Origin of the sequence: Pseudomonas sp. DC1.2 (assembly GCF_034351645.1) — a bacterium.
Taxonomy (GTDB): domain Bacteria; phylum Pseudomonadota; class Gammaproteobacteria; order Pseudomonadales; family Pseudomonadaceae; genus Aquipseudomonas.
Genome location: NZ_CP133782.1, coordinates 5,066,752 through 5,080,136, shown reverse-complemented (window position 1 = coordinate 5,080,136; position 13,385 = coordinate 5,066,752). Strand labels below are relative to the sequence as shown.

The 13,385-nt window shown below is 54.8% G+C and carries 13 protein-coding genes; 4 read left to right on the top strand and 9 right to left on the bottom strand.

Annotated elements, in window-relative coordinates; genetic code table 11:
• The 6 genes from pqqB to RHM68_RS23085 all read right to left on the bottom strand — a co-directional run bounded on the left by pqqB (position 1) and on the right by RHM68_RS23085 (position 6,866).
• Entirely contained in the window at positions 1-912 is a 912-nt protein-coding gene (pqqB, locus tag RHM68_RS23110) for a pyrroloquinoline quinone biosynthesis protein PqqB (protein ID WP_322219275.1), read from the bottom strand.
• Between the two features lie 72 nt (positions 913-984).
• A complete protein-coding gene (gene pqqA / locus RHM68_RS23105; RefSeq protein WP_009045898.1) occupies positions 985-1,059 on the bottom strand; it encodes a pyrroloquinoline quinone precursor peptide PqqA in 75 nt (24 codons plus the stop codon).
• A 157-nt stretch (positions 1,060-1,216) separates the two neighbouring features.
• On the bottom strand, positions 1,217-3,649 hold the full coding sequence (gene pqqF, locus RHM68_RS23100) for a pyrroloquinoline quinone biosynthesis protein PqqF (RefSeq protein ID WP_322219274.1): 2,433 nt from the start codon (positions 3,647-3,649) through the stop codon (positions 1,217-1,219).
• A gap of 47 nt (positions 3,650-3,696) precedes the next feature.
• On the bottom strand, positions 3,697-4,491 hold the full coding sequence (locus RHM68_RS23095) for a carbon-nitrogen hydrolase family protein (RefSeq protein WP_322219273.1): 795 nt from the start codon (positions 4,489-4,491) through the stop codon (positions 3,697-3,699).
• A gap of 12 nt (positions 4,492-4,503) precedes the next feature.
• Positions 4,504-6,201 carry a flavin monoamine oxidase family protein gene (locus RHM68_RS23090; RefSeq protein WP_322219272.1) on the bottom strand — a complete coding sequence of 566 codons (1,698 nt, stop codon included), beginning with the start codon at positions 6,199-6,201 and terminating at the stop codon, positions 4,504-4,506.
• A gap of 203 nt (positions 6,202-6,404) precedes the next feature.
• Entirely contained in the window at positions 6,405-6,866 is a 462-nt protein-coding gene (locus tag RHM68_RS23085; protein WP_322219271.1) for an Lrp/AsnC family transcriptional regulator, read from the bottom strand.
• 664 nt (positions 6,867-7,530) lie between these two features.
• On the opposite strand from RHM68_RS23085, the gene RHM68_RS23080 reads away from it, so the two are divergent.
• From RHM68_RS23080 to RHM68_RS23065, 4 genes are all read left to right on the top strand, one after another.
• Positions 7,531-8,166 (top strand): 3'-5' exonuclease, encoded by a 636-nt coding sequence (locus RHM68_RS23080; protein ID WP_322219270.1) that lies wholly within the window; start codon positions 7,531-7,533, stop codon positions 8,164-8,166.
• A 242-nt stretch (positions 8,167-8,408) separates the two neighbouring features.
• Complete coding sequence (locus RHM68_RS23075) at positions 8,409-9,716, top strand: SMODS domain-containing nucleotidyltransferase (RefSeq protein ID WP_322219269.1); 1,308 nt, start codon at positions 8,409-8,411, stop codon at positions 9,714-9,716.
• Positions 9,713-10,324 carry an SLATT domain-containing protein gene (locus RHM68_RS23070; RefSeq protein WP_322219268.1) on the top strand — a complete coding sequence of 204 codons (612 nt, stop codon included), beginning with the start codon at positions 9,713-9,715 and terminating at the stop codon, positions 10,322-10,324. Before RHM68_RS23075 ends, RHM68_RS23070 begins: the two co-directional genes overlap by 4 nt.
• Before the next feature lie 106 nt (positions 10,325-10,430).
• Positions 10,431-11,393 (top strand): hypothetical protein, encoded by a 963-nt coding sequence (locus tag RHM68_RS23065; RefSeq protein WP_322219267.1) that lies wholly within the window; start codon positions 10,431-10,433, stop codon positions 11,391-11,393.
• 43 nt (positions 11,394-11,436) lie between these two features.
• Here RHM68_RS23065 and RHM68_RS23060 read toward each other — a convergent pair whose 3' ends face one another.
• The 3 genes from RHM68_RS23060 to RHM68_RS23050 form a co-directional block, all read right to left on the bottom strand.
• Positions 11,437-12,303, bottom strand: a complete 867-nt coding sequence (locus RHM68_RS23060) for a DUF5677 domain-containing protein (RefSeq protein ID WP_322219266.1) — start codon at positions 12,301-12,303, stop codon at positions 11,437-11,439.
• A gap of 271 nt (positions 12,304-12,574) precedes the next feature.
• Positions 12,575-12,817: a hypothetical protein gene (locus RHM68_RS23055; protein ID WP_054594326.1), complete on the bottom strand. Its 243-nt coding sequence runs from the start codon at positions 12,815-12,817 to the stop codon at positions 12,575-12,577.
• 11 nt (positions 12,818-12,828) lie between these two features.
• A complete protein-coding gene (locus tag RHM68_RS23050) occupies positions 12,829-13,329 on the bottom strand; it encodes a hypothetical protein (protein WP_322219265.1) in 501 nt (166 codons plus the stop codon).
• Positions 13,330-13,385 lie beyond the last annotated feature (56 nt).

Sequence of the window (13,385 nt, the reverse complement as noted above, 5' to 3'; positions counted from 1 at the left end):
CTACAATTCAATACTCATACCGTCATAGGCCACTTCAACCTCACGCCGAGCCAACGCTGCCCGCTCCGGCGAGTCTTCATCGAGGATCGGGTTGGTGTTGTTGATGTGGATAAGCACTTTGCGTGGTTTGGGCAGTTGTTCCAGGACTTCCAGCATTCCGCCGGGGCCGTTTTGTGCCAGATGACCCATTTCCCGACCGGTGCGCGTACCGACGCCACGGCGCTGCATTTCATCGTCATCCCACATCGTGCCGTCCACCAGCAGGCAATCGCTGCTGGCCATCATTTCCAGCAACGGCCCATCGACCTTGCCCAGGCCTGGGGCATAAAACAGTTTGCCGCCGGTGCTGATGTCTTCGACGATCAGGCCGATGTTGTCGCCGGGGTGCGGGTCGAAGCGGTGCGGCGAATAGGGCGGTGCCGCGCTGCGCAGTGGCAATGGCGTGAAGCGCAGGTTCGGGCAGGCCGGCACGGTGAAGCTTTGGTCGAGCTCAATGCGATTCCAGTTCAACCCGCCGTTCCAATGGGTGAGCATGGTGAACAGCGGAAAACCAGTGCTCAGGTCTTCGTGGACCATGTCGGTACACCAGACTTGATGCGGGCATCCTTCGCGCAGGCTGAGCAAACCGGTGGTGTGGTCGATCTGGCTGTCCATCAGGATGATCGCGCTGATCCCGGTATCACGCAGCGCGCGGCCCGGTTGCATCGGGGCGAAACTCTGGAGTTGAGCGCGGATGTCCGGCGAAGCGTTGCACAGCACCCAGTTCACACCGTCATCGGAAATGGCGATAGACGATTGGGTCCGCGCTTTGGCATTCAGGCTGCCGTCACGAAAGCCGGCGCAGTTCACGCAGTTGCAATTCCACTGCGGGAAACCACCGCCGGCGGCGGAACCTAGAATCTGCACAAACATGGTCGCTCTATCCTTTCAACGCTGAAAATAAAAACGCCTCGGCGGACCGAGGCGTTGCACTGCAATACAAATTTAGCGGCTTGCGAAGTACATGGTGACTTCAAAGCCGATACGCAGATCGGTGTAAGCGGGTTTGGACCAGGACATGGGAGTGCTCCTTTCAGGTGGATGGGACAGTCAAGACGTATACATATAGTCCACCTCCAGCCGGAGATGTTCCGATAGTTAGGGGGCTATGTTACTCAAAATTACAAAGCCGTTGCCCGTGAAACTTTGAGAAAGCTCGTTACAGCGTCGGTAATGATCATGCTTTCACTAGCCAAGGGGCGCCCGGACAAGTCCCGTTGGCCAGGCAGCGCCAGCCACCTTCAGCGGTATTCAGGCGTTGTGCGGCGGCGAGCAGGGCGGGTCGGTCGATCATCAGAATCGCCTCGCACAGCAGTGACAGGTAATCCGACGAGCGGCCAGCCAGTTTGCCCTGCCACAGTAGTTCGGCGGCTTGGGCATGAGGCAGGGTATTTGAATCGAGTTGATCGGCGAGGGCTTTGCGCTGGGCGTTGAAGTCAGGTTCGGCCATGTTTTGAATCATCTCGGGCAGTCCGCTGAGGAACTGTTCGATGTGTTGAAGCAAACTTTGCGCAACCCAGCTTGGTGATTGCACGCCGAACAGCAGCCCTGTCTGGCCGTGTATCTGGCGCACCCCGCTGAACACGGCGTAGCCCAGTTGCAACTCTACACGCAGGCGTTGATAGAACGGTGTCTGGCTCAGGTGTGCGAGTAGACGCCAGGAGGCTTCGTCAGCGATTTCGTGGGTGGCTGTCGGACAAAAGAGCAGCAGTGCGTGTTCTCCGGCCCCTGTATCGACGGTATCCCACACGTACTGCGAGCTAATCGATGGCGGCGGTGTCGATTGATTGTCCGCGGTACCGGGGACACGGCTCAGGGCAACGCCCATGGCTGTTTGTGTCTGCATGGATAGACCGAGTGCGAGGCCATCCCATCGCGCACTCGACCAGAGTTGTTGCAGGCCGGCTGAGACGGCGGTGTCTTGAACGCAGCGCTCAGGTAGCACGTTGAGTAGCTGTCGAATCGGCATCAACGCAGGGGTTTTCGGCGCTGCCTGCAGGCAGTCGGCATCCACTGTTGTCAGTGCTGTCAGCGCATGTTCGAGGACTATCGGCATCGGCTCTTGCAGGCCTGTCATCTTCAGCAACCATTCATTGCCTGAAGCGTTGAAGGAAAAATCGACACCGGCCTGACGAGCGTCTTCGCGTAATGGCTGAAGGTGGTTTTCCAGGTTCGATTGAAGGCGACTCTCCGGCGTCGAGTCCAGACGCCATCGCAGATAAAGGGCGCCTTCCTCGGTGGTCTCTGCCAGTGTCTGGCTGAACTGCATCGGCGAGCGTTCGCGACGACCTCGCGAGCGATCCTGGGCAAATGTGCGCAGTCCACGGTGAGCGCTGGTCTGGCCACGGATGAGCCCGGCGTTGGTCGCGGGGGCCTCTGAACGCAAAAATGGGTTGGGCGCCGGCAGTTGCCATTGGCCTGTGAAGTTATCCACAGCCCCGATTTGTTTCAGGACGTCCTTTAGGGTTGCGACGCCTTGCTCGCAGAGTCCGGTTTCAAGCTGTTCAACGTCCCGCTGCGCCAACGGCAACGCGCCGCTGACGTGTTGTTGGCGTTGCAGCAGGGCCGCGTACTCGGCGCGTAATCCGCTCCAGTTTTGTTGGGCCGCAAAGAACCCGAGCCAATCCAATAGTTGTTCACGGGCGCTCGTCGGACTCGCGTTGGCAGACAACGTGACTTCGATGTGCAGCAGCGCTTGCCCGCAGAACTGGTAAAGCACGGTGGCTTTCAGGTTGTCGGCCACGCCGCAGTTTTGCAGCTCTACCCGCAGACCACCGGGTTTCGCGGCGTTCAGCCAGTGACACAGGAACGCCAACGCGTCGGATGACGAGGCGGGTAGCGCTTCGAAGGCGAACAGCAGGTCCAGCCGACGGTCGTCGATCTGTTGATAACTATGGTTGGAGGAGTCCATCAGGCGAGCGGGTGCTTGTTGTAGGCCTTTTCCGTTGCGGCTCATGTCACCCGCGAAGGTTTCTGCCATCGTCCGCAGTTCTTCCAGACTCTGCGGGCCAGCGAGGCTCAAGGTCATCTGTCCGGTCTGATAGAAACCTTGATAGAAGTCTTTCAACGCTTGCTGAAACTCAGGTTGCGGCACCGGCAGACTGTCGCGGTTGCCAGCATGAAACGCGCGCAACGGGTGAGTCGCCGATAGTCCATTGAACAGGGCGATTTGCTGTTGCGCGGCGGCATCCTGAGACCAAGCCATAAACTCGGCCTGCAACACTTCCCTTTCCCGCAATTGATCATCCAGATTCATAAGCGGGTGAGCGAGCATGTCCGACAGACGCTCCAGCCCTCCCACAAATGATGGCGGCGGTAATTCGAAAAAGAAGTCCGTGGTGCGCTCACGGGTGCGTGCATTGACCTGTCCACCATGACGTTGCACGTAAGCCATCAGCCCTTGCGCGGCAGGAAAGCGTTTTGTACCCAGGAACAACAAATGCTCAAGAAAATGCGCCAGCCCAGGCCACGCCAATGGCACGTCATGACTGCCCGCAGCGACTCGCAACACCGCTGCGCAGCGCTTCAGATGAGGGGCGTGACGCAGCGTTAACCGCAAACCGTTGGCCAGGGCTTCTGTGTGAGGGCGAGGGTGATTCAGCGCGGGCATGAGCACTTCCAGTACAGAGAAGCGCTAATGCTAGCGGATTAGAGGCCTCAGCGTTTGCTCAGCGCGCCGTAAAGCTCGGGGCGGCGATCAAGGAGGTAGCGGTTGGCCGCGCGGGAATCGCTCATTAATTGACGATCCAATTCGCCGATAATCAGCGCCTCATCGAGACCCGCCTGGGCGATGCGGCTGCCATCGGGCGCGGCGATGCTGCTTTGGCCACAGTAGTGGATATCGTCTTCATGGCCGCAGTAGTTGGCGTAGGCCACATAACACTGGTTTTCAAAGGCACGGGCGCGGACCGTGACGTCGGCGATGAATTCGTAGGGTGCCATGTTCGCCGTCGGCACCAGGATCAACTCGGCACCGGCTAAGGCCAGGCGCCGGGCGTTTTCCGGGAACTCCAGGTCGTAGCAGATCAGGAACCCGAGTTTCCAGCCATTGAGCTCAACCAGAGGAAAATCATCCCCCCCAGCGCTGAACATTGAGTGATCAAGGTCGCCGAACAGATGAGTCTTGCGGTAGTTGCACAACCGCTCGCCATGGGCGTCGATCAACTGCACCGAGTTGTAAATCTGCCCGTCTTCCGTGCGCTCTGGGTAGCCATACACGATGGCAATGCCCGCCGCTTTGGCAATGCGCGCCACCTGCTGCGCAGATTCACCGTTGTACACCTCTGCCAGCACGTTGACCGCATCGACGCCAATGTTGTAGCCGGTGAGGAACATCTCTGGCAACACCAGTAAGTCTGCGCCCTTGGCCTCCAGCGCCAGTTGATGCAGGCGTTGCAGGTTACCTGCGACGTCCAGAGGCAGTGGTGGGCATTGGTAAAGGGCTACGCGCATTTTGGATTCCTCTTACTCGGGCAGGACGATCGGCCCGATCTCATTGAACACATCTCCTGGACCCGGGTTCTCGGCGTGAGTTTCACCGCCGAAGTGTTTCATGATGCCCCATACCGCGTTTAGCGAGGTTTGTACTGCGCCTTCAACCCAGGCGGGAGTCCATGAAACGTCGTCGCCGGCGATGAAAATACCGCGCTGCTCGGCGGGCATGTCGTCCTGCATAAAATGCGCGTACATGCGTTGGTTATAACGGTAGTGACCGGGTAGGGCGCCTTTGAACGCGCCGAGAAAATGCGGGTCGGCTTCCCAGGACACAGTAATCGGGTCGCCGATGATGCGCGCCGCGATATCGACTTTCGGGTAGATTTTTTTCAACGCATCCAGTGCCAGCTTCACGCGCTTTTCCACAGGTTGCGGGAGCATTTTCAGCGCATCGCTCATCCACGAGTACGACAGGCAAATCACGCCCGGTTTATCGACGCCGTTGTCGAATTTGCCGTTATCAAACAAATAGGTACCACGGGTCAGGCGGTCGGTGAGTGTCATGCTCATCAAGTCGCGACCGGTTTCCGGGTCCTTGTCCTTCCAGAACGGCCGGTCGACCATCACGAAGGTTTTCGATGATTGCATGTAGCGGGTACGGTCCAGGGCCATCCACATCTTTTGCGAAAACAAGGTTTCATCGCACTCGATCTGGGTGGTCAGCAGCCAGCTCTGGCAGGTTGTCAGCACCGCCGCGTATTCACGGGTATCGCCCCAGTTGTCGGTGACCGCAAAACGCCCGCCGTCCGCATGGGCAATGCGTTTCACACCTGTGCGTGGTGCGCCGCTGTGCAGCGAGCTCAGGCTGGTGCCTACGGGCCAATGCACGCAACGCTCCGGGGCATGGCGCCAGATGCCCAGGGGCACTTGTTCCACACCGCCGACCACCAGGTGCTGGTGATCGTCGCAGTTGGTCATCACCACGCGAAAGATTTCCAGCATTGAGTTGGGGAAGTCCGAGTCCCAGCCGCCAGTACCGAAGCCCACTTGGCCGAATACTTCGCGGTGATGGAACGAGAGCTTGGCGAACGCTTTGGACGTGGCAACGAAGTCGTAGAAGGTGCGGTCATCCCACAGCGGAACCAGCTTGTTCCAAAGCTCTTTGAGGCGCGGTACGTCGCGGTCGCGAATGGCTTGCTGGATATCGCCGAAGCGCGAACCTGCTTCCAGCGCGTCGGCCCAGGCGTCAGCGACTTCCTGGAACAGCGCAGGAAGATCCGTCAGTTTCTCTGCGTAATGGGTTTTGCCTTCCAGGTCGATGACGGTGCTGCCGGAAGCCGGTGTCAGCGGGTTCGGGAACGGTTTTGTTTCGAGGCCGAGCTTATCGACGTAGTGATAAAACGCAGTGGACGATACCGGGAAGCGCATGCCGCCCAGTTCGGCGATGATGCCATCGGCGCCATTAAACGCTTGGGAGCGCAGGCGACCGCCCATTTTCGAGGCTTCGTATACGACAGGTTTGAGGCCGAGCTTCATCAGTTCGTAAGCCGCCACCAACCCTGCGATACCCCCACCGACAATCGCCACTTCTGCGCCGTGATGCTGTGCCGGGATGCTGCCGAGGCCCGCCGGATGTTCAATCCAGTCGTCGAAGGCAAAAGGGAAGTCCGGGCCGAAAATGGTGACTGGCTTTTTACCGTCTGCAGGATGGCGATTGTTCTTGTTCATGGCTGACCTTGCTGGCGACTCGATGCGGGAGGGCGCATTTGAGTATAGGAAAAGATGGCAGCCATTCTAGAGCGCGTAGAGCACGGTAATAAGACGCAATGTGTCGTCGATATGCAAGTTTGCTGGTCAATATGACGATTTTAAACTGCACACTGTTCATTTTTTTGCACTTGCCCGCGACGGATGATTTATCGGATAAACCCTTAAACCGGCTGTCCGCGATCAATCTTGCTGCTCAAGATGATTGAAGTGGTCGTCTTCTCCACTCCATCCACGCTGCCAATCTGATCCAGTAACTGATCCAGTTGCTCCGGCGAGTCAGTGCGCAACCACGCGACATAATCAAATTCGCCACTCACCGCGCACAACTGTTGAACCTGAGCCATCGCGCTGAGCCGCCGCAGCACTTCCTTGCCCGAGCGCGGTTGCACGGTGATTCCGACATACGCCTGTAACCCGCCGTCCACCAGGCGCTGACCCAGACGCACTCCGTAACCGGTTATTACCCTGGCCTTTTCCAGGCGTGCCAATCGCGAAGTGACCGTGGTGCGGGCGATGCCCAACTGCCGCGCGAGCATCGCCACGCTTTCACGGGCGTTGATTTGCAAAGCCGCGATCAATTGGCGGTCGATTTCATCCAGCACAGGCGGGCGTATATCAGGCAAGGGGTCTCTCCGTCGGCACCAATCATGGGGATAGCATGTTACAGACACACACCACGCTCGTGGCGCTTGCCCCTGCCTCTATATTCAGATGCCGCCGTACCGAGGGACTGTTTGAATGCGTATGTGCTGCTTAGGTCAGGGCTGAATGGCGGGTTCATCCCCAATACAGCCCCTTCAGAAACACGAAAGCCGCGCAGTGCGCGGCTTTGAGTATGGTGGGCCCAGTAGGACTCGAACCTACGACCAAGGGATTATGAGTTGCTGGGCGAGCTGGTATGCCTAGAGAAAGCGTTCGTAGGTGAACGTAGGTTGGCATAGCTGGAGGCCCCGTAGTTACTGGTGTTGAGCGTAGTTTTGAGAAGGTTGTTCAAGCTGGGCACTGTACCGCAAAGGTACTGTTTTTGCAGCTCGTGCACATTTGTAAGCGAGGATCGGCTCCAAGGCAAACTCGCAGGCGGTGACGCTCACTAGATCTGGAGAACTGTGCAGTGGTCCCTTATTTCTCGAAGGGCTAAACGGATGGTTGGCGATGAGGTCTTACTCAATAAGAAGGTTGGCAGATGAGTAATTTTTCTCTGCCATTCAGCAAGCCTTACGCTTCAAGACCCGGTTTGTCACCCTCTACGCCAATGGAGTGTTGAAGAGCCCGATTCTAGGAAGGCAGATGAAAACTCTCCCCAATACCCAACAACTGCAGGCGTTCGAGACATTTGTAAGTGCTTTCGATTTTATGCTATGCGTCGACCTTGAAGCGACATGCGACGAGCTCATGGAGTCCGAGACTCCTCGAGCACTGATCGTAAGACCGGATGAGATGGAAACCATCGAGATAGGGCTAGCCGTGGTGGATCTGCGAACACTGGAAACTGTTGAAATGTTTCAGCGCTATGTTCGCCCGGCCCTTCACCCTACTCTGACAGAGTTCTGTACCAGTCTGACCTCAATTAAGCAAGCTGATGTGGATGCCGCCCAAGCATTCTCGGAGGTCGCCATGGAGGTCACTGCGCTCCTACAAAAATATCCAAGCGCATTGTGGGGCTCTTGGGGACATTACGATGCTGACCAGCTTGCGGCTGATGTCCTGAGAGCCAATTGCAGGCCGATACTGCCTGGAATTGCGTACTTGGATCTTGAACGGCGCTATTGCGAAATATTTGCATGTCCATCATTAGGGTTGAGGCCCGCAGTCGAAGCGCTTGGCCTAGCTTGGAGCGGCCGGTACCACCGAGGCATCGATGACGCTAGGAATCTCGCCAATATGGTTACGCTGCTGTTGGAAAAGGCTCGATGCATCTCGTAGCTGCTTGTTCCCCGTGTCCATCGAAAGTGTGCTTCGATCCTAGCCGGCACCCTCCTGTCGACGGGCAATTATGAGCTCTCAGTCATTTTTTGCCGTTCGCGGGACTATGGGTAGTAGGTTACGCCGGCTCTTACCCACGTAGCCCACTAAAATGTCAGACGATGGACCTTTATGATAGCCGTCGGCTACTATGCTCGTACTCCAACAGAGCGTGATTGGGGACTTGACCAGTAGGGATGCCGATGTCAGTTGCTGTTATTTTTAAGGATTTTGTATCCAATCTGCGCATCACCAACCACGTAACGATTGAAGATCGTTACGCTGGTATCACACGCTCGCTGAATAAGTATTTTCGGACGTTGGATTCCACCGCCAATAACCTCCAAGTAGGCTCGTATGGCCGGTGGACAGCCATCAAAGGCGTTTCCGACCTCGATATGTTGTACATCATGCCCGACAGTGATTGGGATAGGTACAACAAGGAGGGGGGGCAATCGAAGCTGCTTTCAGATACCAAGGCTGCAATCCAGGAACGGTACTCCACGACCACGATTACGGTTGACCGCCTAGTGGTGTGCGTCAAGTTCCAGAATTTCAACGTCGAGGTTCAGCCCGTTTTCAAGCAAGACGACGGCAGCTTCAAATATCCTGATACGTACAACGGCGGATCGTGGAAGATCACTAAGCCCAAAGATGAAATCAAGGCTACCAGCGACGTCGATGATGACCAAAATGGAAACCTGCGTCGCCTCTGCAAAATGCTTCGGGCGTGGAAGAACAAGCATGGGATCGGGATTGGGGGCCTCCTGATCGACACGCTGGCACATAATTTCCTCACGCAGACGGACGATTATGTTGACAAAAGTTTCGCCTCATACGACTGCATGGTCAGGGATTTCTTTTACTACGCATCAAACCTTCCACAACAGGAACGTTACGCGGCGCTGGGCAGTCGCCAGCACGTCAAAGTGAAACAGAAATTTCAAAAGCCGGCCAAGCGTGCATATGAGCTTTCCCTGAAGGCCATTGAAGCTGCGGGTAAGGAAAATGAGGGGGAGCGGTGGAAGAAAGTATTTGGTCGCGACTTTCCGACCACACGTACAGCCGCACGTGCCGCTATGGAGTCACTGGCCAAGTCCCTTTATACCTTCAGGGACACAGAGGAATTCATCGAGGATCTCGCCCCTATCGATGTCCGCTACCCCTTGGTACTCGACTGTGATGTGGAGCAAAAAGGTTTCCGAGAACGGTTGCTGAGTGAATTGATTTCACTAGGATTGCCCCTCCAGGCGCGCAAGACACTCAAATTCAAGATTGCTCGAAACGACGTTCCAGATCCGTACACCGTAAAATGGAAGGTTCTCAATATCGGGCAAGAAGCTGAGAAGCGAGATTGCATCCGCGGCTACATAACCGCCGACCAGGGCCATGAGACAATCCAGGAGTCCACAAGCTTTAAAGGCGACCACTCGGTTGAGTGTTATATCCTCAAGGATGGTGTTGTCGTGGCTCGCAGCGAAATAACTGTACCTATCAGTGAAAACATATGAGCCAAGCGTCGTTACTCAAAAGTATCGCAGAAACGGGCTATAACGTTGGCTTTGGTGGACGCAAGCACTGGGCTACGTATGACATCGTAGATAAGATCCCAGGATTGATTGGGTTTATTGGTACGGCCGTAGGTATTTTTTCTCTGGTCTACGAGTCACTGTCCGCCAAAAATGTTTCTGCGGTTATGGCGGTTTTTGGCGTTATCGGTATTTATATCTCGGTTTACGATTCCAAGAAATCGGACTACGAGAAGTCTGCCGTGGAGATAACCAAGATTTTCAATGGCCTGCGTGACCTGTACCGCGAGGTTGAAGCGTTGGCGGCAAATGCAGATTTTTCCATCTATTGGGCACGACTGGCTACATTTGAATCTCAATATTATGGTGCTTCCATCAGCAAGCAAATTCTATTCAGCGACTGGTACGCGCACTACAAATTCTTCTGGCAGTATCAAATTGACTGGGTAGCAAACCAGAAGAGCTTTAGCTTTTGGAGAGACAAAGTGCCGCTTACGGCATGGCTGGCTATGGCCGCAATTTTCGTGTTGATCGTCACCTGTTTCGCTTTACACATAGACTCAGTCAAGAGCTGTTTTGGTATCGCCTGACCCATGTCAGAGTTTGGAGTGATAGCGAGATTGGAGTTTTCTATCACGATGAACTCGAGCCGTGAATCGCTCGTTGTGATGTAATGGCGTCGCCTAAGGAGTGGTCATGATAAAACCACCGTTCAAAATTCTTAAATCTCATCTGGTAGATGCGTTTTTCATCACGTCCGAAAAGTTGTATCGCGAATTCGAGAAACCTCTAGAGGCGGTGGAGAGATTCAGAAACGGACGAATCTATTTTATTGTCAAACGACGTAAAGCGCGGTTTTCCAGTGTCTGTCTAAGCAAAAAGTGCCAAATCGTGTTTAAGTATGCCTCACAGGGCATGCTGTCGCGCCCGCATAAGGTCGACATTGCTCAACTGATACATGGCGCGCCGGCTATCAACAAAAAATACTTTCCGACCCCGGCCCATCTGCAATCAATGATTCAGTATGTCGAGTCCGCGGATGAGTATGAGCGCCTGCTGAAGCGAGAGCCCTTGGTCGCAGCCGTCATGCCGGGAAACGGGGAGAAGGAGCGCGTGGATCGAGCGATCGCCTACCATTTCCTGACACCTGCGGACCCGATGCCCAGGGATGAAAACAGGCATATCATCTTTGCTCATCAGCTGCTGCGTGTTACCAGTGACGTTCCGGAAAAATACGAAGTCATGTACATCGGCAAGGCCATGGAGCTGTCTGATCGAATGGACGGGCACAAACGTGTGCAGCAAGCCCAGGCAGAATGCGAGGACGATGCGGAAATCTATCTGTACTTTTTCACTCCGCGATTCGAGGCGATTGCGTCTCGCGATGGCATGATCCTCAAACAATCTAACGACTATCTGAGCTTAGGGGAAGAAAATCTCGTGCTCGCCGCCGAGGCCGGTTTGATCAATTACTTCTCACCTGAAATGAATGTTCAGAATAAAACGACGGACCTGCGTAAAAGCAAAGTTATGACCCGTGTGAAGAGTTTGAAATACACTCATTTTATTTCGGTGTGTAATTTTGACGAAAATGACTATGCGTTTGAAACGACGAAAATTAGGAAGAGTGGCGCGCACGAAAAGATTTACTCGCTCTGACGCAGAGCTGGCACCTCCTAGTCGAGGGGATATATCGCTAGATCTAGGTATTTATCAGAAATTCTTCAAATGTAGCAGTGCCAGAGTTTACACCCTCTAACCTAGTGTGGTCGAAATGATCGTGTCGCATTATTAATTCATTTAATGTTCTGGAGAGTAATTCTGCTGTGTCGTCAGTCAGGTCTGGCGCTAGTAAATTACAACATCTTGAAAAAGCCTCTGCACGTAGTCCTATAGCAATCGCATAATGATAGGTTGCCAAGCGTAACCTCTCTTTGTTCCAGCAAATTAATGCATCTTCTCCCTCAGTCATTGATATTGAAAATAGTTCCCCGAGATCAACAAGTACTGACATTTCGTCGGAAAAGCTGTGGACAGAGTCGCAAAGTGGTGAATAAAACGCATAGTAATGACTCTCCCAGCCTAGCGCCCGGAATAAGCCTTTACTCCCTGGGTAGCGCTCTATGTTCGGCCAGCGCTTGTCGAACTTTGCTAACATAGCGGCCCCAGAATTTTGCCTAGCTTGTGCGGCGGGATTAACTGCCCCTTGCGACGCTAGGTAAGTCGACCAAGCCTTACCGTTGTTTTCTGTCAGCTGCTTGCTACTGCGAAGCAATGCCAGAGCGTTATCGCCTTTATCCATAGATACATATAGCATGTTGGCCGATTGCTCAATTATTACGCGGCTCAATGCCTCCAGCGTCGAGTAAGCCTTGGCGTCTAAGCACTTGCAGGCCTGTTGGCACAATTCGTACAGAACGATTAGATAGCGACGGATAATGATTTTTTGTGGATCGTTTGTCACGCTTTCAAGTAATATTTCTTTGTGTCTCGCTACCATGCTGTTGATCTGCTGGTTGATATTTTTTATTTCTTGAGAGTCTTGTTTTAAATTAATAGAAACTTTCACGGGTTAGTCCTAAGAAATTTAAGTTGCTGCGTTTTTGGTAGGCGTACGGTAATAGAGGCGGTAAAGCCGATCAACAAAGCGTACCGGATCGACTGCATGTCTAAGCGTATGCATTAAATGTTGTCCATGCTAGGCATTTAAGCCTAGCGAGTAATACTCCAACGCTCCAGGCTTGCTCGAATCGCAGCACTGACGAAGTCAGCGCTGTTGATCGACTGTTGTCCCATATGATTTTGGGGCAGAGACGGCACCGAGAAATCGTGCCAGGGCTTCAGTCCCCCTCCGTGAACCGCCGCCGCGTCAGGAAAAGCACCACGCCCAGCGGCACGGCCAGCAGTGCTAGCAGCTCCAGGTCAAAGCCCAGCACCTGCTGCTCACCAACCTTGAAGATGCTGACCAAGCCCGTTGCCAGCAGCGCCAAACCCAGCCACTTGCGCAGCGGGTATGGTTTCAGAAACTGAACGAGGATCGCGCCCAGCACCAGAAGGACGACAGTTTGCATGATGTAGGGCAATGTGCAGTTCCTCAGACCTTGATGACCAGCGTCACGACAGAGCGCTGTGGGCCAATCCCGCCATGGACCTCTCCCTCGATGCTGACCAGCACGTCACCTGCATGCAGGTTCGGCAGGGCCCCTTTGAGGTACCAGTTGACACCTGTCGTCACGACTGCACCTGAAGCCCAGCCAATGAGCGGCCCGCCCAACGCACCTACCCTCCCGGCAACGCCACCTGAGGCCGCAGCAATTCCCTTGGCGACGTTGCCGCGCATAGTGCTGATAGCATCGGCCTGCTGCCGGGTCAGGGGATTGGAAATGCAGACTGTCAGCAGGCATGGCAGGTTTCGAGCCTGCATTCGGTCGTACATATCGACGACCATGCTGTTGACTTGGTAATGGGCGCGTTTCGCTTCGCCAAAGTGCAGCTCGCGCAGGCTACCTCGGTCGCTTTCCATGAGGGTGATTTGAGACAGATTGAAGACGATCCCTTCCTCGGACCTGTACTGCGTGGTCTTCTCGAACTTCATGCGCGTATCCATTCGTGCAAAAAGACGATGATTTTCTACAAGCGGTGACTAAGATG